20 protein-coding genes are annotated in these 21,852 nt (G+C 72.3%); 16 read left to right on the forward strand and 4 right to left on the reverse strand.

From position 1 onward, the window contains the following. The first annotated feature begins 4 nt into the window (after window positions 1-4). The 9 genes from BMZ92_RS02620 to BMZ92_RS02660 are packed head-to-tail and all read left to right on the forward strand — an operon-like array spanning window position 5 to window position 9,788. On the forward strand, window positions 5-1,057 hold the full coding sequence (locus BMZ92_RS02620; RefSeq protein ID WP_091504318.1) for an ABC transporter permease: 1,053 nt from the start codon (window positions 5-7) through the stop codon (window positions 1,055-1,057). Next, on the forward strand, window positions 1,050-2,042 hold the full coding sequence (locus BMZ92_RS02625) for an ABC transporter permease (protein WP_091504021.1): 993 nt from the start codon (window positions 1,050-1,052) through the stop codon (window positions 2,040-2,042). The genes BMZ92_RS02620 and BMZ92_RS02625 overlap by 8 nt, the downstream gene beginning before the upstream one ends. A 13-nt stretch (window positions 2,043-2,055) precedes the next feature. After that, window positions 2,056-3,120, forward strand: a complete 1,065-nt coding sequence (rhaS, locus tag BMZ92_RS02630; protein ID WP_091504022.1) for a rhamnose ABC transporter substrate-binding protein — start codon at window positions 2,056-2,058, stop codon at window positions 3,118-3,120. A gap of 59 nt (window positions 3,121-3,179) precedes the next feature. Next, window positions 3,180-3,506, forward strand: a complete 327-nt coding sequence (locus BMZ92_RS02635; protein ID WP_091504319.1) for an L-rhamnose mutarotase — start codon at window positions 3,180-3,182, stop codon at window positions 3,504-3,506. Then, window positions 3,503-4,678, forward strand: a complete 1,176-nt coding sequence (rhaI, locus tag BMZ92_RS02640; protein WP_091504023.1) for an L-rhamnose isomerase — start codon at window positions 3,503-3,505, stop codon at window positions 4,676-4,678. The genes BMZ92_RS02635 and rhaI overlap by 4 nt, the downstream gene beginning before the upstream one ends. A 5-nt stretch (window positions 4,679-4,683) precedes the next feature. Then, window positions 4,684-6,714, forward strand: coding sequence for a bifunctional aldolase/short-chain dehydrogenase (locus BMZ92_RS02645; RefSeq protein ID WP_091504024.1), 2,031 nt, complete (start codon window positions 4,684-4,686; stop codon window positions 6,712-6,714). A 10-nt stretch (window positions 6,715-6,724) separates the two neighbouring features. Then, window positions 6,725-8,146 carry an L-fucose/L-arabinose isomerase family protein gene (locus BMZ92_RS02650; protein WP_091504025.1) on the forward strand — a complete coding sequence of 474 codons (1,422 nt, stop codon included), beginning with the start codon at window positions 6,725-6,727 and terminating at the stop codon, window positions 8,144-8,146. Next, window positions 8,146-9,606, forward strand: a complete 1,461-nt coding sequence (locus BMZ92_RS02655) for a rhamnulokinase (protein ID WP_091504026.1) — start codon at window positions 8,146-8,148, stop codon at window positions 9,604-9,606. The genes BMZ92_RS02650 and BMZ92_RS02655 overlap by 1 nt, the downstream gene beginning before the upstream one ends. Then, a complete protein-coding gene (locus BMZ92_RS02660) occupies window positions 9,603-9,788 on the forward strand; it encodes a hypothetical protein (RefSeq protein ID WP_091504027.1) in 186 nt (61 codons plus the stop codon). Before BMZ92_RS02655 ends, BMZ92_RS02660 begins: the two co-directional genes overlap by 4 nt. Before the next feature lie 83 nt (window positions 9,789-9,871). On the opposite strand, the gene BMZ92_RS02665 is transcribed toward BMZ92_RS02660, so the two are convergent. After that, entirely contained in the window at window positions 9,872-10,537 is a 666-nt protein-coding gene (locus BMZ92_RS02665) for a hypothetical protein (RefSeq protein WP_245782847.1), read from the reverse strand. Between the two features lie 181 nt (window positions 10,538-10,718). Here BMZ92_RS02665 and BMZ92_RS02670 point away from each other — a divergent pair, with 181 nt between their 5' ends. The 3 genes from BMZ92_RS02670 to BMZ92_RS02680 are packed head-to-tail and all read left to right on the forward strand — an operon-like array spanning window position 10,719 to window position 13,940. Further along, entirely contained in the window at window positions 10,719-11,927 is a 1,209-nt protein-coding gene (locus tag BMZ92_RS02670; RefSeq protein WP_091504321.1) for a PP2C family protein-serine/threonine phosphatase, read from the forward strand. Further along, window positions 11,924-13,519 (forward strand): sensor histidine kinase, encoded by a 1,596-nt coding sequence (locus tag BMZ92_RS02675; RefSeq protein WP_091504028.1) that lies wholly within the window; start codon window positions 11,924-11,926, stop codon window positions 13,517-13,519. The genes BMZ92_RS02670 and BMZ92_RS02675 overlap by 4 nt, the downstream gene beginning before the upstream one ends. Then, window positions 13,497-13,940: a response regulator gene (locus BMZ92_RS02680; RefSeq protein WP_245782848.1), complete on the forward strand. Its 444-nt coding sequence runs from the start codon at window positions 13,497-13,499 to the stop codon at window positions 13,938-13,940. Before BMZ92_RS02675 ends, BMZ92_RS02680 begins: the two co-directional genes overlap by 23 nt. Window positions 13,941-13,981: 41 nt before the next feature. Here the strand turns inward: BMZ92_RS02680 and BMZ92_RS02685 are convergent, their stop codons facing one another. Together BMZ92_RS02685 and BMZ92_RS02690 are read right to left on the reverse strand one after the other, a co-directional pair. Continuing rightward, window positions 13,982-14,971 carry an LLM class F420-dependent oxidoreductase gene (locus BMZ92_RS02685; protein ID WP_091504029.1) on the reverse strand — a complete coding sequence of 330 codons (990 nt, stop codon included), beginning with the start codon at window positions 14,969-14,971 and terminating at the stop codon, window positions 13,982-13,984. A 14-nt stretch (window positions 14,972-14,985) separates the two neighbouring features. Continuing rightward, window positions 14,986-16,131: a cytochrome P450 family protein gene (locus tag BMZ92_RS02690; protein ID WP_091504030.1), complete on the reverse strand. Its 1,146-nt coding sequence runs from the start codon at window positions 16,129-16,131 to the stop codon at window positions 14,986-14,988. Window positions 16,132-16,219: 88 nt separating this feature from the next. Between BMZ92_RS02690 and BMZ92_RS02695 the strand changes: the two genes are divergently transcribed. Both BMZ92_RS02695 and BMZ92_RS02700 read left to right on the forward strand, forming a co-directional pair. Continuing rightward, a complete protein-coding gene (locus BMZ92_RS02695) occupies window positions 16,220-17,305 on the forward strand; it encodes a TetR family transcriptional regulator (protein WP_091504031.1) in 1,086 nt (361 codons plus the stop codon). Further along, window positions 17,274-17,903 (forward strand): class I SAM-dependent methyltransferase, encoded by a 630-nt coding sequence (locus tag BMZ92_RS02700; RefSeq protein WP_091504032.1) that lies wholly within the window; start codon window positions 17,274-17,276, stop codon window positions 17,901-17,903. The genes BMZ92_RS02695 and BMZ92_RS02700 overlap by 32 nt, the downstream gene beginning before the upstream one ends. Here BMZ92_RS02700 and BMZ92_RS02705 read toward each other — a convergent pair. After that, a complete protein-coding gene (locus BMZ92_RS02705) occupies window positions 17,887-18,369 on the reverse strand; it encodes an Lrp/AsnC family transcriptional regulator (RefSeq protein ID WP_091504033.1) in 483 nt (160 codons plus the stop codon). The two genes, BMZ92_RS02700 and BMZ92_RS02705, sit on opposite strands and share 17 nt — an antisense overlap. 102 nt (window positions 18,370-18,471) lie before the next feature. Between BMZ92_RS02705 and BMZ92_RS02710 the strand changes: the two genes are divergently transcribed. Both BMZ92_RS02710 and BMZ92_RS02715 read left to right on the forward strand, forming a co-directional pair. Next, window positions 18,472-20,127 (forward strand): alpha-keto acid decarboxylase family protein, encoded by a 1,656-nt coding sequence (locus BMZ92_RS02710; protein ID WP_091504034.1) that lies wholly within the window; start codon window positions 18,472-18,474, stop codon window positions 20,125-20,127. A 101-nt stretch (window positions 20,128-20,228) separates the two neighbouring features. Then, on the forward strand, window positions 20,229-21,821 hold the full coding sequence (locus tag BMZ92_RS02715) for an ATP-binding protein (RefSeq protein ID WP_143249779.1): 1,593 nt from the start codon (window positions 20,229-20,231) through the stop codon (window positions 21,819-21,821). Window positions 21,822-21,852 lie beyond the last annotated feature (31 nt).

The following is a 21,852-nucleotide window of genomic DNA, read 5'->3' on the forward strand; positions in this document are numbered from 1 at the left end:
CGCGATGAAAGTGGCGGCGCCCGCGCCGCGTGAGGCGACCACACCGGGAGGGCGTTCGGTGGTGGGCACGGTGTTCAAGGCGCGCGAGTCGGGCATCGTGCTCGCGCTGGTGGTGCTCGTCGCGTTCACCGCGACGCAGAACTCGCGGTTCCTGTCCGGGCAGAGCATCCGCGACATCCTCCTGGGCACCGCGATCCTCGCGGTGCTCGCGGTCGGGCAGGCGATCGTGATGATCACCCGCAACATCGACCTGTCCGTCGGGTCGGTGCTGGGACTGTCGGCGTTCGCCGTCGGTGCCCTGCTGCGGGACAACCCGGGCCTGCCGGTGGTCGTCGCGCTGCTCGCCGGGCTCGGCCTCGGCGCCGCGTGCGGGCTGCTCAACGGGGTGCTCGTGCGCTTCGGGCAGGTGCCCGCGCTCGTGGTCACCCTCGGCACGCTGTACGCCTACCGCGGGATCATCTACTTCTGGGCGGGCGGCCAGCAGATCAACGCCGACAAGCTGCCCGGCTCGTTCCTGTCCTTCGGGCACGACTCGTTCCTCGGCATCCCGTGGCTGGTGCTGATCGCGGTGGTCGTGCTCGTCGTGGCCGGGATCGTGCTGCGCAACTACCGGGCCGGCCGCGAGCTGTACGCGATGGGCTCCAGCCCGCAGGCCGCCGAGCTGGCGGGCATCAAGGTCGGGCGCAACACGATCGCGGCGTTCCTCGTCAGCGGCGCGCTGGCCGGGGTCGCGGGCGTGTTGTTCGCCGCCCGGTTCGGCACGATCGACGCCGCCGCGGGCAACGGGTACGAACTCAACGTCGTCGCGGCCGCGGTCGTCGGCGGGGTGGCGGTGTTCGGCGGCAGCGGCACGGTGTGGGGTGCCGGGCTCGGCGCGCTCCTGCTCACCGTGATCGGCAGCGCGCTGGCCGTGCTCGACATCAACCAGTTCTGGCAGCAGGCCATCGTCGGCGCGCTGATCCTGCTGGCCATCGGCGCGGACCGGCTCGTGGCCGTCCGGGTGCAAAAGACACTGTCAGGGCGCTTGGAGACGCAGAAGAGGGATTCCCATGTCTGACAAGGCAACGCGGCCGGCGTGGCTGTCGCGGCTAGCGAGCTGGGACGCCGCCGTCATCGTGGTGACGATCGTGGTCCTGGTGATCGCCTCCGGCGCGGTCGAGAACTTCGGCACCAGCCGCAACTTCACGTTCCTGCTGCTGGACCTGCTGCCGATCGCGCTCGTGGCGCTGCCCATGACGTTCGTGGTCGTCACCGGGGAGATCGACCTGTCCGTGGCCTCCACGCTCGGGCTCACGTCCGCGGTGATGGGTGACCTGTGGAACCGGGGGATGACGATCGAGTCGATCATCCCGCTGTGCCTCGTGCTGGGGGCGGTGCTCGGCGCGCTGAACGGGTTCTTCGTCACGGTGCTGAAACTGCCGTCGCTGGCGGTCACGATCGGCACGCTGGCGCTCTACCGCGGGCTGGCGTTCGTGGTGCTGGGCGACAGCGCGGTGGCCGACTTCCCGCGCGACTACACGTCGTGGGTCACGGGCACGATCAGCGACGGGCCGATTCCCAACGTGCTGATCCCGCTCGTGGTGCTGGCGGTGGTCTTCGGCGTGGTGCTGCACGCGACGCCGATCGGGCGCGCGGTGTTCGCCGCCGGGGCGAACGAGCAGGCGGCCCGCTTCGCCGGGATCCGCGTGGGGCACCTGAAGTTCTGGCTTTACGTCGTGTCGGGCGCGGTCGCCGGGCTGGCCGGGGTGCTGTGGACCCTGCGGTACTCCAGCGCCCGCGCGGACAACGGTTTCGGCCTGGAACTCGCCGTCGTCGCCGCGGTGCTGCTGGGCGGCGTCTCCATCTTCGGCGGCAAGGGGACGCTGCCGGGCGTGCTCGCCGGCGTGGTGCTGCTGGCGACCCTGCAGAACGCGCTGCGCCTGCAGGACGTGTCGAACGAGGCGCTCAACATCGTCACCGGCGTGCTGCTGATCATCTCGGTGCTCCTGCCCAACCTCGTCACCAGAACCCGGGCTTCGCTGCGGCGCCGGGCTACAACCTAGAAAGGCAAACTCCATGACCAAGCGACTCCTCGCCGGTGCGGTGTCAGCGGCCCTGGTGTTGACGCTCGCCGCGTGCGGTGGGACCACCAAGAACGACAGCTCTTCGTCCGGCGGTGGTGGCCAGTCCACCGCGCAGGCCGACCCCAACGCCGCCACCAAGACCGGCGTGAAGATGGCCTTCCTGCCCAAGCAGCTCAACAACCCGTACTCGGACATCGAGGTCGGCGGCGGCAAGGCCGCGCTCGACGAGCTCAAGGGCGAGTACAAGCTGGTCGGCCCCAACGACGCCAGCGCGTCCTCGCAGGTCAGCTACATCAACACGCTGATCCAGCAGCAACAGGACGTCATCGGCATCGCCGCGAACGACCCGAACGCGGTGTGCCCGTCGCTGAACCAGGCCCGCAACGCCGGGATCAAGGTCGTCGCGTTCGACTCGGACGCCGCCAAGGACTGCCGCGACGTGTTCATCAACCAGGCCACCACGCAGGGCATCGGCGAGCAGCTGGTGAAGATGGCCAGCGAGCTCGCGGGCGGTTCCGGTGAGATCGCGATCCTGTCGGCGACCCCCAACGCCACCAACCAGAACGCCTGGATCGAGGTCGTCAAGCAGGAGCTGGCCAAGCCGCAGTACGCGGGCCTGAAGCTGGACAAGATCGCCTACGGCAACGACGACGACCAGAAGTCGTTCCAGGAGGCGCAGGGGCTGCTGCAGTCGTTCCCGAACCTCAAGGTCATCGTGTCGCCGACCACCGTCGGCATCGCGGCGGCGGCCCGCTACATCTCCTCGTCCAGCTACAAGGGCAAGGTCGCGGTGACCGGGCTCGGCACGCCCAACCAGATGCGCCAGTACGTCAAGGACGGCACGGTGCAGCAGTTCGCGCTGTGGAACCCCGCCGACATCGGCTACCTGGCCGCCTACGCGGGCGTCGCGCTCGCGTCGGGGCAGATCACCGGCGCCGAGGGGCAGAAGTTCAAGGCGGGCAAGCTCGGTGAGTACACGATCGGCGCCGGTGGCGAGATCGTGCTCGGCCCGCCCACCGTGTTCACCGCCCAGAACATCGACCAGTACAACTTCTGAGCACTTCCGGCCGGGCCGCGCGTCCCGCGGCCCGGCCGGGTTCCACGGAGGACGTGATCGTGGCCCGATACTGCTTCTGCCTGCAGGTGAAACCCGAGCGGATGACCGAGTACGCGCAGCGGCACCGCGCGGTGTGGCCGGAGATGCGGCAGGCGCTGACCGACACCGGCTGGCGCAACTACTCGCTCTTCCTCCGCGACGACGGCCTCCTGATCGGCTACGTCGAAGCCGACGACCTCGAAGCCGCCCAGGCCGCGATGGCCCGCACGGAGGTCAACGCCCGCTGGCAGGCGGAGATGGCCGGGTTCTTCACCGGCCTCGACGGCCGCGGCCCCGACGAGGGTTTCCAGCTGCTCACCGAGGTCTTCCACCTAGAAGGAAAGTGATCCACGTGTCCGACCTGACTGCTGTGAAGTCCGCGCTGCGGGCCCAGCGGATCGAAACCCCGTCCTGGGGCTACGCGAACTCCGGCACCCGCTTCAAGGTGTTCCCGCAGCCGGGGGTGCCGCGCACGCCCGAGGAGAAGATCGCCGACGCGGCGACCGTGCACCGGTTCACCGGGGTCGCCCCGAGTGTGGCGCTGCACATCCCGTGGGACCGCGTCGAGGACTACGGCGCGCTCGCCCGCTACGCGCGGGACCTCGGCGTCGAGATCGGCGCGATCAACACCAACGTCTTCCAGGACGAGGACTACAAGCTCGGCTCGGTCACCAACCCGGACCCCGGCATCCGCCGCAAGGCCACCGACCACCTGCTCGAGGCGATCTCCATCATGGACGCCACGGGCTCCCGCGACCTGAAGCTGTGGTTCTCCGACGGCATCAACTACCCCGGCCAGGACGACCTGCGCGACCGGCAGGACCGGCTGTCCGCCGCGCTGCACGAGACCTACGAGCGGCTCGGCGACGGCCAGCGGCTGCTGCTGGAGTACAAGCTGTTCGAGCCCGCCTTCTACGCCACCGACGTCCCGGACTGGGGGACCTCCTACGCGCACTGCCTCGAGCTCGGTCCGAAAGCGACGGTGTGCATCGACACCGGCCACCACGCGCCGGGCACGAACATCGAGTTCATCGTCGCCTTCCTGCTGCGGGCCGGGAAGCTCGGCGCGTTCGACTTCAACTCCCGCTTCTACGCCGACGACGACCTGATGGCCGGCGCCGCGGACCCGTTCCAGCTGTTCCGCATCATGTACGAGATCGTCCGCGGGGACGCGCTCGACCCGTCCTACGGCATCAGCTTCATGCTCGACCAGTGCCACAACATCGAGCGCAAGATCCCCGCGATCATCCGCTCGGTGATGAACGTCCAGGAGGCCACCGCCAAGGCACTGCTGGTCGATCGTGACGCGCTGCGCACCGCCCAGCGTGAGGGGAACGTCCTGGAGGCCAACGCGATCCTGATGGACGCCTACAACACCGACGTGCGGCCGCTCCTCGCCGAACTGCGAGAGGAGGCGGGCCTGGATCCCGACCCGGTCGCCGCCTACCACCGCAGCGGGTACCAGCAGCAGATCGAGGCCGAGCGGGCCGACGGCCGGCAGGCCGGATGGGGAGCCTGAGAACCATGACCGTGCCGGAAGAACTCATCGCCCGCAGCAACGCGCTGGGCGCCGACCCCCGCAACACCAACTACGCCGGCGGCAACACCTCCGCCAAGGGCAGCGAGACCGACCCCGTCACCGGACAGCCCACGGAACTGTTGTGGGTCAAGGGATCCGGGGGCGACCTCGGCACGCTGACCGAGGCCGGGCTCGCCGTGCTGAGGCTGGACCGGCTGCGCGCACTGGTCGACGTCTACCCCGGTGTCGAGCGCGAGGACGAGATGGTCGCCGCGTTCGACTACTGCCTGCACGGCCGCGGCGGTGCCGCGCCCTCGATCGACACCGCCATGCACGGCCTCGTCGACGCCACCCACGTCGACCACCTGCACCCGGACTCGGGCATCGCGCTCGCCACCGCCGCCGACGGTCCCGCGCTGACCAAGGAGTGCTTCGGCGACCGCGTGGTGTGGGTCGACTGGCGCCGCCCCGGGTTCCAGCTCGGCCTCGACATCGCCGCCGTGAAGAAGGCCAACCCGCAGGCGATCGGCGTGATCCTCGGCGGGCACGGCATCACCGCGTGGGGCGCCACGTCCGAGGAGTGCCGGCGCAACTCGCTGGACATCATCCGCACCGCCGAGAAGTTCCTCGCCGAACGTGGCGGGGCCGAGCCGTTCGGCGCCGTCGTGCCCGGGTTCGAGCCGCTGCCGGAGCAGGAGCGCAGGGAACGCGCCGCCGCGCTCGCCCCGGTGGTCCGCGGGCTCGCCTCGACCGACCAGCGCCAGGTCGGCCACTACACCGACACCGACGTGGTGCTGGACTTCCTGTCCCGCGAGAAGCTCCAGCCGCTCGCGGCGCTGGGCACGTCCTGCCCGGACCACTTCCTGCGCACCAAGGTCCGCCCCCTCGTGCTCGACCTGCCCGGCAGCGCGCCGCTGGAGGACGTGCTCGCGCGGCTGAAGGAACTGCACGCCGCCTACCGCGAGGACTACCGCGCCTACTACGAGCGGCACGCCACCCCGGACAGCCCCGCCATGCGCGGCGCCGACCCGGCCATCGTGCTCGTGCCCGGCGTGGGCATGTTCTCCTTCGGCAAGGACAAGCAGACCGCGCGCGTGGCGGGCGAGTTCTACGTCAACGCCATCAACGTGATGCGCGGCGCCGAAGCCGTCTCCACCTACGCGCCGATCCCGGAGAGCGAGAAGTTCCGGATCGAGTACTGGGCACTGGAGGAGGCCAAACTCCAGCGGATGCCCAAGCCGAAACCGCTCGCGGGCCGCATCGCGCTCGTCACGGGCGCGGGCTCGGGCATCGGGAAGGCCATCGCCGAACGCCTCGCCGCCGAGGGCGCCTGCGTCGCGATCGCCGACCTCAACGCCGACGCCGCCGAACAGGTCGCCCGCGGCATCGGCGGCACCGACAAGGCGGTCGCGGTGACGGCCAACGTCACCGACGCCGACGCCGTGCAGGCCGCGATCGACGCGACCGCGCTCGCGTTCGGCGGGGTGGACCTGGTGGTCAACAACGCCGGGCTGTCGATCTCCAAGCCACTGCTGGAAACCACCGAAAAGGACTGGGACATCCAGCACGACGTGATGGCCAAGGGCTCCTTCCTGGTCTCGCGCGCGGCGGCGAGGGCGATGATCGCGCAGGGGATGGGCGGTGACATCGTCTACATCTCCTCGAAGAACTCCGTGTTCGCGGGCCCCAACAACGTCGCGTACGGGGCGGCGAAGGCCGACCAGGCGCACCAGGTGCGGTTGCTCGCCGCCGAACTGGGCGAGCACGGCATCCGCGTCAACGGCGTCAACCCCGACGGCGTCGTGCGGGGCTCCGGCATCTTCGCCGGGGGCTGGGGCGCGCAGCGCGCCGCGGTGTACGGCGTGCCGGAGGAGGACCTGGGCAAGTTCTACGCCCAGCGCACCATCCTCAAGCGCGAGGTGCTGCCCGAGCACGTCGCCGCCGCGGTGTTCGCGCTCACCGCGGGCGACCTGACCCACACCACCGGCCTGCACGTGCCCGTCGACGCGGGCGTGGCCGCCGCTTTCCTGCGCTGAGGGGGAGACCATGTCCTTGGAGCGCATCACGCCGCGCCGCACCCGCGTCGGGCTCGTCTCCGGCGGGCTCGGGGCGTACTGGCCGCAGTTCCCGGAGCTGCTGCCGCAACTCCAGGCCTCGGCGCGGCGCGTGGCCGAGCGTCTGTCCGGTTTGGACTGCGAGGTGGTCGACGCCGGGTTCGTCTCCGACGCGCGGGAAGGCGCGGCCGCGGCGGAAACACTGCGCGTGGCCGACTGCGACCTGATCATCGGGTTCCTGACGACGTACCTCACGTCCAGCATGCTGGCCCCGGTCGCCCAGCGCAGCGGCGCCCCGGTGCTGCTGATCAACCTCCAGCCCACGGAGGCCATGGACCACGCCACCTTCGACACCGGCGCCTGGCTGGCCTACTGCGGCGCGTGCCCGCTGCCGGAGATGGCCAACGCCTTCCGCCGCCTCGGGGTGGAGTTCCGCTCGGTTTCCGGCCACCTGGAGGACGAGCGGGCCTGGACGCGGATCGAGCGGTGGATCAAGGCCGCCGGCGTGCGGGCGGCGTTCCGGCACGGCCGCCACGGCCTGCTCGGCCACCTGTACCCGGGCATGCTCGACGTCGCGACTGACCCGACGCTGGTGCCGGCCCAGCTCGGCGGGCACGTGGAGATCCTGGAGGTCGACGACCTGCGGGTCCGCGTCGAGAAGGTCACCGACGACGAGACCCGGGCGAGGATGGACCTCGCCCGCGAGGTGTTCACCGTGCACTCCTCCGTCACCGAGGAGGATTTCGCCTGGGGCGCCAGGGTTTCCGTCGCGCTCGACCGCCTGGTCGAGGACTTCGCGCTGGACTCGCTGGCCTACTACCACCGCGGGCTCGACGGGGAGACCCACGAACGCGTCGGCGCCGGGTTCATCCTCGGCGCGTCGCTGCTCACCGCGCGCGGCATCCCCGCCGTCGGCGAGTACGAGCTGCGCACCTCGCTCGCGATGCTGCTGATGGACCGGCTCGGCGCGGGCGGGTCCTTCACCGAGCTGCAGGCGCTGAACTTCCGCGACCGGGTCGTGGAAATGGGGCACGACGGGCCCGCGCACCTGGCGATCAGCGCGCGCAAACCGCTGTTGCGCGGGCTCGGCGTGTACCACGGCAAACGGGGCTGGGGCGTGTCGGTCGAGTTCGACGTCCAGCACGGCCCGGTCACCCTGTGCGGGCTCGGGCAGCACCGCGACGGCAGGTTCGTGCTCGTGGCCGCGGAGGGCGAGGTCGTGCCGGGGCCGCTGCTGGAAATCGGCAACACCACCTCGCGCGTGGACTTCGGCTGCGACCCGGGGGAGTGGACCGACGCGTGGTCGGCCAGCGGGGTGGACCACCACTGGGCGCTCGGGACCGGCCACCGGGTCGCGGAGCTGACCGCCGTCGCGGATCTGCTGGGCCTCGAACTGGTCGTGGTACGGCCATGATGCGCCTCGCGGCGGTCGACCTCGGTGCGTCCAGCGGGCGGGTGATGGCCGGGACCGTGGGGCCGGGGCGCCTCGAACTCGACGAGGTGCACCGGTTTCCCAACGGCGGGCCCGTCCGCGTCGCGCGGGGTGCGGGCTCCACGTTGCACTGGGACATCCTCGGGATCTACCGCGAAACGCTGGCGGGTCTGCAGGCGGCCGGAGACGTTGCGGGGGTGGGCATCGACTCGTGGGCGGTGGACTACGGGCTGCTTGACGCGTCCGGCGCCCTGCTCGGCAACCCTGTGCACTACCGAGACTCCCGCACCGACGGCATCGCCGAACAGGTCGGGAAGGCCATCCCGCCGCGGGAGCTGTTCGACGTCACCGGGTTGCAGCAGCTGCCGTTTAACACGCTTTACCAGCTGATCGCCGAGGGCGACCGGCTCGCGGCCGCGGAGACGATGCTGCTGATCCCGGACCTGTTGAACCACTGGCTCACCGGTGCCGTCGGCGCCGAACGCACCAACGCCTCGACCACGCAGCTCTACGACGTGCGTGCCCAGAATTGGGCGACCGGCATCGCCGCACGCGCGGGGATCCCGCCCCGGTTGTTCCCGCCGCTGCGCGACCCGGGCTCGGTGGTGGGCAGCCTGCGCCGTGAGGTCGCCGAGGAGCTGGTGTTGCCGCAGCTGCCGGTCATCGCGGTCGGCTCGCACGACACCGCCTCGGCGGTCGTGGCCGTGCCCGCCGAGCCCGGCACGCAGTTCGCCTACATCTCCTCCGGCACCTGGTCGCTGGTCGGGATGGAGCTGACGCGTCCCGAGCTGAGCGAGGCCGCACGCGCCGCCAACTTCACCAACGAAGGCGGCGTCGACGGCACGTTCCGCTTCCTGCGCAACGTGATGGGCCTGTGGGTGCTCACCGAGACCCTGCGCACGTGGGCCGCCCGGGGCGAGCGGGTGGAGCTGGCACGGGTGCTCGCCGAAGCCGCCGACGCGCCACCGCTGGCGGCCGTCGTCGACCTCGACGCGCCCGCGTTCCTCGCCCCCGGTGACATGCCCGCCCGGATCGCCGCCGCGTGCCGGGAAACCGGTCAGCGGCCACCGGAGACCCGCGGCGAGATCGTCCGGTGCATTGTGGACAGTCTGGCGCTGGCGTACCGGCGCACTGTGCGCCAGGCCGCGGAGCTGACCGGCCGCGCCGTCGACGTCGTGCACCTGGTGGGTGGCGGAGTGCGCAACGAACTGTTGTGCCAGCTCACCGCCGACGCCTGCGGCGTGCCCGTGCTCGCCGGGCCGGTGGAGGCCGCCGCGCTCGGCAACGTCCTCGTCCAGGCCCGTACCCTCGGCGAGGACCTGCCGGACCTGGCGGCGATGCGCGCGCTCATCCGCCGAACCCAGCCGCTGCGCCGGTACGACCCCACGGGCGGCGACTGGGCGGCCGCGCAGGCGAGACTGGAGCGGAGGAGCGTGCCGTGACGATCACCCTCAAACGGCGGGAACTGGACCTGCGCGCCGAAGACCTGACGCTCAACGCCATCGTGCGACGCCTGGAGCTGTCCGGTCGCAGGGTGCGCCGCCGCCCGCGGGCCCTCTGCGACCGCCTCGGTTTCGCGGCACCCGTCCAGGCAGTGGAGACCGCCAGGCGAGACCTGCAGTAGGCGGTCCGTTCCGGGCACCATGGCAAGCCCCTCCTCCTGCAACGAGCACGTCAGAACCGCCGCCGAGGCGGCCCCCTGACGGGTCAGCCGAACGTCGCCCCGGCGAGGATCGCGTCGATGCGCGCGTCGAGGTCGGGGGAGGCGGCGTACTCGGTCACCAGGATCTTGCTCGTCGGCAGCCACCACATCCGGACCTGGTTGTTCTGCGTCGCGTCCGCGCAGGTGACCTGCCAGCGTGCGTACTCGGCCTTCTTCGGGCCGATCGGGGCGAGACCGGACTCGATCACGGTGCTGCCGGTGGCTTCCGGGCCCGACCCGGGCGGCGCGGACGGGGTGATGCACTGCGGCACGTCCGTGCCCGTGTACCAGCCGTAGGGCCGGTTCACGCTGGGGGCGTTGAAGGGCGCGTTCGGGTCGTTCGCCGCCGCGCGCAGGTCCAGCATCCGCGCCACGCACTGCGCCGACCCGTCCGAGACGCACCCGTCGAGAGCGCCGCCCGAGGAGGCGCCGGTGTACCGCATGCCCTGCGGCAACGTCACGGTCATCGTCGCCACCGTCACCGTGCCCCCCGGCGCCGATGAAGCCGATGACGACGACGGTGCCGCGGACCGCGACGACGAAGGCGCCGCCGAGGACGAGCTCGTCCCCGCCGCGAAAGGCTGTCCCTTCACCGCCTCCGTGCACCCCGCGACCGCCAGCGCCACGATCCCGGTCAGCAGTACGCCCCACACCGATCTGCTCCGCACCACCGCATGCCCTTTCCCTCACCGGCCGGCACCCACTCCGACGCGGCCGCCGCGCCGGAGGTTCGCGACAGCATGGCATGCCGCGCACGTTGCACGGCGGAGCGCCGGGGTTGCCCACTATGCTGTGCTGACCGCGCCGACCGCCGAGGCCGGCACCCGACACAGCGAGGACGAGCAGGCACCGATGGTGGCTCGGGATGCTGCGCTCACCCGCGCACCTTCTCCGGAACGGCTGGGGCCCACCCGGGTCCTGCTGATCGAGGACGACGACGGTGACGCCCTGCTCGTGGAGGAGCTGCTCATCGACGTCGGCGCGGCCGTCGAGCTGCAGCGCGTCCGGTCGCTGGCCGAGGCCCGCCCGTACCTGGCCGGTGTCGCGTGCGTGCTGCTCGACCTGGGCCTGCCCGACACCCACGAGCTCGAAGGCGTCCGCTGGCTGCAGGCGCACCGCCCCGACGTCGCCGTGGTGGTGCTGACGGGGCTGGCCGACGAGTACCTCGGCGAGCACGCCGTGCGCGCCGGCGCCCAGGACTACCTGGTCAAGGGCCAGGTCGACGGGCAGCTGCTGGACCGGGTCATCCGCTACGCGATCGAACGCGTGCGCTCCGAGGAGGTCCAGCGCGAGCTGCGGGAAGCCCGCATCTACGCCGAGGAGAACACGCGCCTGGAGCGCGGCCTGCTGCCCTCGCCGCTGGTGTCGGACCCGGAGCTGACCGTCGCGAGCCGGTACTCGCCCGGCGGGCAGCGGTTGCTGCTGGGCGGCGACTTCTACGACGTCGTGCAGGCCGCCGACGGCTGGGTGCACGCCGTGGTCGGCGACGTCTGCGGGCACGGCCCCGACGAAGCCGCGCTGGGGGTGTCGATGCGCGTGGCGTGGCGCACGATGGTGCTCGCCGCGCGCCCCACCGTCGAGGTGCTCACCACCCTCGACCAGGTCTTCGCCCACGAACGGCACAAGAAGGCGCTGTTCACGACGCTCACCATGCTGTCGATCGACCCGAGCCGCCGGTTCGTCCGCGTGTACCTCGCGGGCCACCCGCCGCCGCTGGTCATCACACCCGGCGGGGTGCGGCAGCTGGAGGCGCCGCTGCGCCCGCCGGTGGGCATCGGCGACGGCTCGGTGTGGCCGAGCGCCGACCTGCCGCTGGACCGCCGCTGGTCGATCCTGATGTACACCGACGGCCTGATCGAGGGCCGCATCGGCGCGGGCAGCAGGCGGCTGGACGTGGACGGGCTGCTCGGGCTCGTGGAATCCGTGCTGCCCGCGGGTTATCCGGCGCGCGGCGCCGAGGAAGGACTGCTGGACGACGTGATCGAGCGGGTGCGTGCGCTCAACGGCGGCGATCTGGACGACGACCTGGCGGTGCTCGCGCTGGGCGGAGGCGCCCGGTGACGGTCGAAGCACCTCCCGCCCCCGTCGAGCGGGAACCGCGCCGCCACGCGCACCGCTGGCCGCTGCGCCGCATCACCAGCGTCGGCGTCGCGATCGTCGCCGCGTTCTCGGTGATCTCGATCGTGGTCGGCGTCATCGCGCTGACCAGCCTGTCCACCGCCCGCAGCCGCGTCATCGACCGGATCGACCCCGCGCTGCAGCAGTCCCTGCGCCTGGAGGCCGCGCTGGTCGACCAGGAGACCGGTGTGCGGGGCTACGGACTGGCCACCCAGCAGGACTTCCTGCAGCCCTACACCAACGGGCTGGCGGCGCAACGGGACGCCGTGGACCGGCTCACCGGACTGCTGGGCTCCGACCTGCCCGAGGCGGCCGCGGGACTGCGCGAGGTCGTGACCCTCGCCGATGCGTGGCGCACGGAGTACGCGGAGCCGACGATCCAGCTGGTCCGGACCACCGGGCAGCCCGCCGTGGGCACCGGCGTCGACCGCGGCAAGAACGCCTTCGACGCCGTGCGCACCGCGGTGACGGCGCTGCAGGACGAGCTGAACACCGCCCGCCAGCTGGGCACGGCCACGCTGAACCGCACGTGGGTCGTGCTCTACGTGGCCTGCATCGCGATCGCCGTGGTGTTCGTGCTGATCGTGTTCGCGCTGGCGTTCGGGCTGCGCGCCGCCGCCATCACGCCGCTGACCCGGCTGGCGCGGGAGGTTCGCGTGGTCGCCGACGGCGACTTCGCGCACGAGGTCGCGCAGAGCGGGCCGCGCGAGGTGCGGGAGCTGGGCGACGACGTGAACCGGATGCGTGAGCGCATCCTCCAGGAGCTCTCGGCGCTGCGGTCCGCGCACGCCGTGCTCGACGCCCGCACGCAGGACCTGGAGCGGTCCAACGCCGAGCTGGAGCAGTTCGCCTACGTGGCCTCGCACGACCTGCAGGAGCCGCTGCGGAAGGTCGCGAGTTTCTGCCAGCTGCTGCAGCGCCGCTACGCCGGGCAGCTCGACGAGCGGGCCGACCAGTACATCGGTTTCGCCGTGGACGGCGCGAAACGCATGCAGGTGCTCATCAACGACCTGCTCGCGTTCAGCCGCGTCGGGCGCATCGTCCGCGAGGCAGTGCCCGTGTCGTGCGAGAAGGTGGTCGAGCAGGCGAAGACGAACCTGGCCACCGCGATCGAACAGTCCGGCGCGACGATCGAGGTGGGCGAGCTGCCCACCGTGCGCGCCGAGGTACCCCTGCTCACCGCGGTGTTCCAGAACCTGCTGGGCAACGCGCTGAAGTTCCACGGCGACAACCAGCCCCACGTCACCGTCACGGCGGAACGCGACGGTGATTTCTGGCGGTTTTGCGTGCAGGACAACGGGATCGGCATCGACCCGGAGTACGCGGAGCGGATCTTCGTGATCTTCCAGCGCCTGCACGCGAAGGCGGACTACCCCGGCACCGGCATCGGGCTGGCGATGTGCCGGAAGATCGTCGAACACCACGGCGGCACCATCTGGCTCGACACCACGGTCCAGACCGGTGCCCGGTTCTGTTTCACCCTGCCCGTGCTCCAGGAGGAGAAGGAAACCGATGACCATCCCGGAACCGCTTGACGTCGTCGACGTCCTGCTCGTCGAGGACGACGACGGTGACGTCCTGATGACGCAGGAGGCGTTCGAGCACCACAAGATCCGCAACAAGCTGCACGTCGTCAAGGACGGTGAGCAGGCGCTGCAGTTCCTGCACCGCGAGGGCGAGTACGCCGACGCGCCGCGCCCGGGTCTGATCCTGCTCGACCTGAACCTGCCGCGCCGCGACGGGCGCGAGGTGCTGGCGGAGCTGAAGAACGACCCGGAGCTGCGCGTGATCCCGGTCGTGGTGCTCACGACGTCCGAGGCGGAGGAGGACATCCTGCGCAGCTACAGCCTCCACGCCAACGCCTACGTCAGCAAACCCGTCGACTTCGAACGGTTCATCGAAGTGATCCGCCAGATCGACGACTTCTTCGTCACCGTGGTCAAACTGCCGCAGTGACATGTGGGGCGGGCCTGGCGACCCAGGCCCGCCCCAGCGTCCTAACCGGCCAGTGCCGGGATCACGTCACGCACGAACAGGTCGATGCTGGAGCGGTCGTAGGCCGCGTCGGCGAAGTACGTGATCGCGTACGTCATCCCGAGGCCACGCAGCTCGGTGAGCCGCTCGGCGATCTGCTCCGGCGTGCCGACCAGCGGGCCGGTCTCGAAGGCCCGGTACGTCGACTCCAGCACGTCCGCGGGCAGGTGCGGCTGGAAGTGCGAGCGGAGCCACGCCAGCCGGTCCCGCACGTCCTTCTCGGTCTCGCCGATCACCACGTTGTAGTTGGCCGAGCGCACGATCGCGTCGAAGTCGGTGCCGACGTCCTTGCAGTGCGCGGCCAGCACCTCCGACTTGTGGGCGAAGTCCTCGGGACCGCCGGCGAAGTTGGTGTAGTTCGCGTACTGCGCGGCGATCCGGAGCGTCTTCTTCTCGCCGCCACCGGCGATCCACAGTGGAATGCCGCCCTCCTGCAGCGGCAGCGGGCGGGAGATCGCACCGTCGACGTGGTAGTGGCGGCCGTCGAGCGTGGCCTTGCCCTCGGTCCACAGCTGCCGCATGATCTGCACGCCCTCGTCGAGCATGCCCAGCCGCTCCCCGGCGGGCGGGAACCCGTACCCGTAGGCGCGCCACTCGTGCTCGTACCAGCCGGCGCCGATGCCCATCTCCACGCGGCCGCCGGACACGACGTCCGTGGTGGCCGCGAACTTCGCGAGGTAGGCGGGATTGCGGTAGGCCATGCAGGTGCACATCTGGCCCAGCCGCACCCGGCTGGTCGCCGCGGCGAACGCCGCCATCAGCGCCCACGCCTCGTGCGTGGCCTCCTCGGTGGCCACCGGCGTGGTGTGGAAGTGGTCGTAGACCCAGATCGACTCGAAGGGTCCCTCCTCGGCGATCCTGGCGATGCCGAGCATGGTGTTCCACTGCTCGGCGGGGTCGATACCGGCCAGATCCAGGCGCCAGCCCTGGGGCACGAACAATCCGAATCGCATGGCCGAAATCCTAGTCACCGCCGCACCGGCAACGCGACCGGTCGCCACGTCCCCGGATCCGGCGCCCGCTCCACCGGGTCGGCGAGCGCGAGATCGGGAAAACGGCCCAGCAGGGCCGAAATCGCCACCTCGGTCTGCACGCGGGCGAACGACGCGCCGAGGCAGAAGTGCGGCCCGTGGGCGAAACTCAGGTGCTGGGCACCCGGCTCCCGGGTGATGTCGAACCGGTCGGGGTCGGGGAAGACGCGCGGATCCCGGTTGGCGGCGGCGATGACGACCGTGACGGGTTCGCCCTCCGGGATCCGGACCCCGCCGATCTCCGCGTCCTCGGTACCGAACCGGGGCACGGTCAGCGGCTGCGGGCCGCACCACCGCAACGCCTCCTCGACGGCCCTCGGGGCGAGCGCCGGATCGGCCCGCACCGCGGCGAGCTGCTCGGGGTGGGTGAGCAGGGCTTCGACCGCGTTGGCGACGAGGTTCGCCGGGGTCTGTCCGGCGAGGACCAGGTGCCAGACGAGCGTGACCGTGTCCACTTCGGACAGATCTGTGCGCAGCAGGTCGGTGACCAGGTCGTCGCCCGGCGCCACCCGTGCGCGCGCCACGGTGCCCTTCGCGTCCTCGATGGCCGAGGGCAGCGCCTCGGCGAACGCCGGCCCCGCGCCGGTGGCGATCGTCGCGGCGTAGGAGTGCCACCGTGGCCGGTCCGCGCCGGGGACCCCCACGAGCTCGCAGATCACCTCGACCGGCAGCGGCCGCGCGAAGTGCTCCAGCAGGTCGACCGGGCCGTCCGGGAGCGCGTCGAGCAGCCGGTCCACGATGCGCGCCACGCGCGCCCGGAAGTCCTCGGCACGGCGAGGCGTGAAGGCGGGGGCGACGGTGCGGCGCAGGCGGAGGTGCTCGTCGCCGCCGACCTCCTGCATCGTGCGCAGGTAGGGCCGGCAGTGCTCGGGCACGTCCGGCCGCAGGTAGCTGGCCGAGCTGGGGCCGAAGCGGGGATCGGCGAGCAGTTCGCGAGCCTCCGCGTGCCGCAGCACGGCCCACATCGAGCCGAAGCCCGGTGCGAGCAAGCGCGCGACGGGGCTCTTCTCGCGCAGGGCGCCGTAGGTGGCGAAGGGATCGTGCAGCACGGCGGGGTCGGACAGGTCGAGTTCGGGCACCATGTGGCCTCCAGGGGAAAATTCAGATGATGTCATCATCTGGATGGTGAAGGTAGCTTGAAGGCCGTCGTGAGGCAATGACGGGGGTGGCATGGCTCGGCTCACCAGGGCCCAGGCGCAGGAGCGCAACCGGGCGAAGGTGCTGGCCGCCGCGCGCGCGGAGTTCGCCGAACGCGGCTTCCGGGACGCGAAGGTGGACGCGATCGCCGAGCGGGCCGAGCTGACCAGGGGCGCGGTCTACTCGAACTTCCCCGGCAAACGCGCGCTGTACTTCGCCGTGCTGGCCGATCTCGCCGAGAACGCTTCCCGTCCGCCCGGGGCGCGGCCCGGCGCGACCGCGAAGGACTCCGTGGCCTCCTTCGCTCGGGCGTGGGTCTCCCGGCTCGACGAACCGCCGCTCGGCCGGGACCTGCTGCCGGAGGTGATGGCGGACGAGCGGCTGCGCGCGGCGTTCACCCAGCTCATGCGGCTCGACGCGGTGCTGCTGTCCCTCGCGTGGGAGGCGCTGGAACCGCCGCCGAGCCCGCCGGGTGCGCCCCCGGTCCGGCTCGTCCGCGCGGCCGGCGCCGTGCTCACCACCCTGCAGGGCGCGACCCAGCTCGCCGCCGCGGCACCGGGGTTCGCCGAGCCGTTCGACGTGATCAGCGCGTGCGAACGGCTGACCACGTTGGAGCTCAACGACTTCTGGGCCCCTCCGCCGCTGCGTGAACCGTCCCGTGCGGACGAACCGTGGCCCGCCGCCGAACGCGTCGACGCCGTGACGGGTGAGCCGGTGCGGGTCGACGGCGTGATCGCGGTGCTGGGGCCGCACCGCCTGGCCGCGGTCGAGGAGGCGGTGCGGGCCGGGGCGGAGGTCACCGCGGTCCTGGTCGCCGACGAGCCCGCCGAGTTCCTGCCGCTCGCCCGCTGGGCGGTCGCGGAGACGGCGCACTGCCTGCGGCAGGCCTTCCCGCGTACCGCCTGGCCCCGGCTGCGGGTGGTGTTCGACGACGACGGACGGCTGGCCGCGGCGGCCGGTGTCATGCCGGGCGACGACACGGAAACCGCTTTCCTGGCCGTGGGCGGCCGGATCGTGGCACGCGCCGACGGCGCTTCCGCCTGCGACGCCGTGGCCACCGAGGCGTCCGGTTTGTTACGTTCCGGGCATGGACGAGCGGCGCGTGACCTCCGCGGCTGAGCTGTTCGACGCCATCGGCGCCGGGTACGAGGACGCGTTCGGCCGCCCGCCCATCCTGACGCGCGCCGTGCGCGAGCTGCTGGCGGTCCTGCCGCCCGGGGCCCGGGTGCTCGACATCGGCAGCGGCACCGGCCGTCCGGTCGCGGCGGAGCTGGCCGCCGCGGGCTGCCGGGTCACCGGGCTGGACGTCTCGCCCGTGATGGTTGAACTCGCCACCCGGAACGTGCCGGACGCGCGGTTCGAACTGGCCGATGTGCGCACCTGGACCTCACCGCCGGCGTCCTGGGACGCGGTGTGCGCGTACTTCCCGTTCCTGCAGATGCCGCGCGCCGACACCGAAGCGGTCCTCGCCCGTGTCGCGGAGTGGCTCGTGCCGGGCGGCTACCTGTCGTTGATCACGGTGCCGATGGACGCCGAGGACGTGCCGGTCGAGTTCCTCGGTCACCAGGTGCGGCTCACCAGCTTCGCCGCGCCGGACCTGGAAGCCAGGGTCGCCGCCGCCGGGCTCACGGTGCTGTCCACCCACTCGGAGGTCTTCGCGCCGGACCAGCCGGGCGCGAGCCCCGAGGAACACCTGCTGCTCACCGCGCGGCGCTGACCTCGTCCGCCGCCTCCAGCAGCGCGGTCGTGCGGTAGGGGATGAGGTCGCGCATCAGCAGCGCGCTGCTCGTGCGCCGGATCCCGCGGCAGGAGAGGATCCGCTGGCCCACCCGGTACAGGTCGTCGGGATCGCGGGCGACGACCTGCAGCACGATGTCGCCGTCCCCGGTGGTCGCCGCGCAGTGCAGGATCTCCGGGATCCGCCGCAGCGCGGCCACCGCCTCGTCGAGCCGCGCCTGCTCGACCTCCGCGGTGACGAGCGCCTTCACCGCGTACCCCAGCGACGACGGCCGCACCCGGTCGCTGTGCGGGCGCAGCACGCCGGCGTCCTGCAGCCGCGCCAGCCGGGTCTGCACCGTCTTGCGCGCCAGGCCCAGCCGCTGCGCGAGCAGCAGCACCGGCACGCGCGGGTCGTCGTCGAGCGCGCGCAGGATCCGGCGGTCCGTCGCGTCGAGAGTGCTCACGTTGACTCCTGTCTGCGCGCCAAGAACGCTTCCAGTGCGCAATCTGACTACTCCACCGACATCACATTGTTCACGGTGACCCGGCAGTGCCTGAATCGGGGCATGAGCACCGAACCCACTGTGTCCGTCGCGGCCTACCTCGCCGCGCGGCTGCGCCAGCTCGGGGTCGAGCACCTGTTCGGCCTGCCGGGCGACTTCAACCTGGCCCTCCTCGACGCACTGCTCGACGGCACCGGCCTGACGTGGGTCGGCAGCACCAACGAGCTCAACGCCGCCTACGCCGCCGACGGCTACGCCCGCGTGCGCGGCTTCGGCGCCCTCGTCACCACCTACGGCGTGGGCGAACTGTCCGCCATCAACGGCGTCGCGGGTTCCTTCGCCGAGTCCGTGCCCCTCGTGCAGATCACCGGCGCCCCGGCCACGACCGCCGCCCGCGCCGGGTCGCTGACGCACCACACCCTCGCCGACGGCGACTTCGGCCACTTCGCCCGCGCCTACGCCGAGGTCACCGCCGCCGCGGAGGTCCTCACCGAACAGCACGCCGCCGACCAGATCGACCGCGTCCTCGCCGCCGCCCTGCGAGAGTCGAAACCCGGCTACCTGAGCGTGCCCGTGGACGTCGCGACCGCCCGCGTGTCGGCCGCCCGGCTGGAAATCCCGTTGCGGCGCCCCGAAAGCGACTCGCAGGCGCTGGCCGCGTTCACCGCCGCACTCGGCGAGCACCTGCGTGGCGCGCAGCTCACCTTGCTGGCCGGGCACCTCGCGCGCCGCCGCGACCTCGGGCAGGTGCTGCGCCGCATCGCCGACTCCGGACTCGCCAGGGTCGCGACCCTGCTCGGCGCCAAGGGCCTGCTCGACGAGCGGCACCCCGCCTCGCTCGGGGTCTACATCGGCGGCTTCACCGCCGACGACGACGTGCGCCAGGCCGTGGAACAGGCCGAATCGCTCGTCGTCGTGGGCGCGGTGTTCAGCGACCTGGTCACCGGCATGTTCACGCACGACCTCGACCTGACCCGCGCCGTCGTGCTGGACCTGCACCAGGCGAGGGTGGGGCTCGCGGAGTTCCCCGGCGTGGAACTGGCCGACGCCGTGGCCGCGCTGGCCGACCTCGTCGACCGGGCGGGCCGCGCCCCGTTGCCCGCCCCCGCGGCGTCACCCGTGCCGAGCACCGCCGAGCCGGGCCCGCTGACGCAGGCCGGGCTGTGGGCGGCGCTGCAGGACTGGCTGCCGCCGCACACCGCGCTGCTCGCCGACGCCGGAACCGCTTACTACGGTGCCGCGGGGCTCGCCCTGCCGGAGGGCACCGAACTGATCGGCCAGCCCATCTGGTCGTCCATCGGGTACACGCTGCCCGCGCTGCTCGGGGTGCAGCTGGCCGAGCCGGCCCGCCGCCCGGTGCTGCTGATCGGCGACGGCGCGGCACAGCTGACCGTGCAGGAGTTCGCGACGCTCGCCCGGCGGCACCCCGCCCCGGTGGTCCTCGTGCTGAACAACGCCGGCTACACGGTCGAACGCGCGATCCGCAGCCCGGACGCGGTGTACCAGGACATCACGCCGTGGGCGTGGCCGGAGCTGCTGCGGGCGCTCGGCGGCGAGGGCGTGCGCACCGCCACGGTGCGCACCGGCGAGCAGCTGCGTACCGCGCTCGCGGACAGCGCACCGGACCGCGTCACCGTCATCGAGGCCGTGCTGGACCGGGACGACGTGCCGCCCCTGCTGGGCGCCATCGCCCGCGGGCTGTCCGCCACCCGGTCCTGACTCGCGCGAAGGGGCAGGACCGGCGGCACTCCCGGACCGAACCGCCCCACGGGGCCGTTCGCACCCGTCTGCCGCGGCGATCCGGCGCTTATGCTGCGCGCATGCCCGATGCAGCCACTGCCCGCGACGAGGTCTTCGTGGGACGGGTCGCCGAACTCGCCGCGTTCCGGCAGGCGCTCGCCGGTGGCCCGGCCGCCCCCGTGCTCCTGCACCTGCACGGCCCCGGCGGCATCGGCAAGTCCGCGCTGCTGCGCCGGTTCACCGCCGAGGCGCTGGCCGCGGGCCGCCACGTGGTGAGCGTGGACGGGCACGACGTCGGCGGCCGCCCGGAAGCGATCGAGGCCGCGGCGCGCGACGCGTTCGGGGACGACCGCGTCCTGCTGGTGATCGACGGTTTCGAGCAGTGCCGCGGCCTCGAATGGTGGCTGCGGACGCGGTTCCTGCCCCGGCTGCCCGAGCACGCGGTGATCGTCATCGCCGGGCGCCTGCCGCTGGCACCGGAGTGGCGGCGCGATCCGGGGTGGGCGCCGGTACTGCGGACGATCGCGCTGGGCGAGTTGCCGCCCCGCGACGCGGGCGCGCTGCTCACCGCGCGGGGAGTGCCCTCGGAGCTGCACGCGAGCGTGCTCGCCGACGCCGGCGGACTGCCGCTCGCGCTGTCGCTCGCCGCCGAACTGGCGCTGCGCGAGCACGGCTGGCAGCACACCGAAGACGTCGCGAGCGCACTGCTGGAGGCCCTCGCGGGCGAGGTCCCCTCCGCCGCGCACCGGCACGCGCTGCGGTTGTTCGCCCACGCCAGGACCACGACCCCGGAACTGCTGCGGGCCGCCCTGCCCTGGGAGGACACCGCCGCGCTGTACGCGTGGCTGGCCGCGCTGCCGTTCGTCGAGTCCTGCCAGGCCGGCCTCTACCCGCACGACCTGGTGCGCCAGGCGCTCGACGAGGGCGTGCGGGGCGGCGGCGAGCGGGAGTACCGCTCGATGCACCGGCGGATCCTGCAGCACCTGGTGGAACGCGCCTGCACCGCGGGAGAACCGCTCGCCGTCGAGGACGCCACCCAGTACATCTACCGCGTGGGTGACGTGAAGCGGCGGTACCTCACCTTCGACGGCCACGGCCAGCTCGTCCAGGACAGCTACCGGCCCGAGGACCGCGCCGAGCTGCTGGCGATGGCACACCAGGCCGAGGGCGAGGAGACCGCCCGCATGGTGGCGTTCTGGCTGGACCACCAGCCGCAGAACTTCGCGGTGTACCGCAGCCGCGGCACCGCGCGGCCGGTCGCCTTCATGGCGCGGCTCGGGTTCGCCACCGTCGAGGAGGCCGAGCTGGCCGCCGACCCGATGGTCGCCGCGGCGTGGGAGCGCTGCCGGGCGACGGGCGGGCTGGCCGCGGGGGAGCACTTCAGCATCGTGCGGTTCCTGGTCGACCCGGCCGCGCCCCGCCGGCCGTCCCCGGCGATGGACCTGATGCTGCAGGACTGCCTGGCCGCGTCGCTGCGGGACATCGGCATGGTGGTGGCCTTCTCGGTGTGGTCGGACCCGGACTTCTGGCAGCCGCTGCTCGCCTACGCCGACTACCACCCGGTGCCGGGCGGCGACCGCCGCATCGACGGACGCCGCCACGCCTTGTTCGCCCACGACTGGCGCGAGGTGCCGCTGCCCCAGTGGCTCGACACCCTGCCCGCGGCGCTGTAACCCCTCGTCGCCACAGGGGCTCTCGCAGTAC

The organism is Amycolatopsis sacchari, from assembly GCF_900114035.1.
Classification (GTDB): Bacteria; Actinomycetota; Actinomycetes; order Mycobacteriales; family Pseudonocardiaceae; genus Amycolatopsis_E; species Amycolatopsis_E sacchari.

Excerpts from the sequence above, each read along its gene's own strand:
- BMZ92_RS02620 (WP_091504318.1), top strand. The coding sequence starts at position 5 with ATGAAAGTGGCGGCGCCCGCGCCGCGTGAGGCGACCACACCGGGAGGG.
- BMZ92_RS02625 (WP_091504021.1), top strand. The coding sequence starts at position 1,050 with ATGTCTGACAAGGCAACGCGGCCGGCGTGGCTGTCGCGGCTAGCGAGC.
- rhaS (WP_091504022.1), top strand. The coding sequence starts at position 2,056 with ATGACCAAGCGACTCCTCGCCGGTGCGGTGTCAGCGGCCCTGGTGTTG.
- BMZ92_RS02645 (WP_091504024.1), top strand. The coding sequence starts at position 4,684 with ATGACCGTGCCGGAAGAACTCATCGCCCGCAGCAACGCGCTGGGCGCC.
- BMZ92_RS02650 (WP_091504025.1), top strand. The coding sequence starts at position 6,725 with ATGTCCTTGGAGCGCATCACGCCGCGCCGCACCCGCGTCGGGCTCGTC.
- BMZ92_RS02655 (WP_091504026.1), top strand. The coding sequence starts at position 8,146 with ATGCGCCTCGCGGCGGTCGACCTCGGTGCGTCCAGCGGGCGGGTGATG.
- BMZ92_RS02670 (WP_091504321.1), top strand. The coding sequence starts at position 10,719 with ATGGTGGCTCGGGATGCTGCGCTCACCCGCGCACCTTCTCCGGAACGG.
- BMZ92_RS02680 (WP_245782848.1), top strand. The coding sequence starts at position 13,497 with ATGACCATCCCGGAACCGCTTGACGTCGTCGACGTCCTGCTCGTCGAG.
- BMZ92_RS02685 (WP_091504029.1), bottom strand. The coding sequence starts at position 14,971 with ATGCGATTCGGATTGTTCGTGCCCCAGGGCTGGCGCCTGGATCTGGCC.
- BMZ92_RS02690 (WP_091504030.1), bottom strand. The coding sequence starts at position 16,131 with ATGGTGCCCGAACTCGACCTGTCCGACCCCGCCGTGCTGCACGATCCC.
- BMZ92_RS02695 (WP_091504031.1), top strand. The coding sequence starts at position 16,220 with ATGGCTCGGCTCACCAGGGCCCAGGCGCAGGAGCGCAACCGGGCGAAG.
- BMZ92_RS02700 (WP_091504032.1), top strand. The coding sequence starts at position 17,274 with ATGGACGAGCGGCGCGTGACCTCCGCGGCTGAGCTGTTCGACGCCATC.
- BMZ92_RS02710 (WP_091504034.1), top strand. The coding sequence starts at position 18,472 with ATGAGCACCGAACCCACTGTGTCCGTCGCGGCCTACCTCGCCGCGCGG.
- BMZ92_RS02715 (WP_143249779.1), top strand. The coding sequence starts at position 20,229 with ATGCCCGATGCAGCCACTGCCCGCGACGAGGTCTTCGTGGGACGGGTC.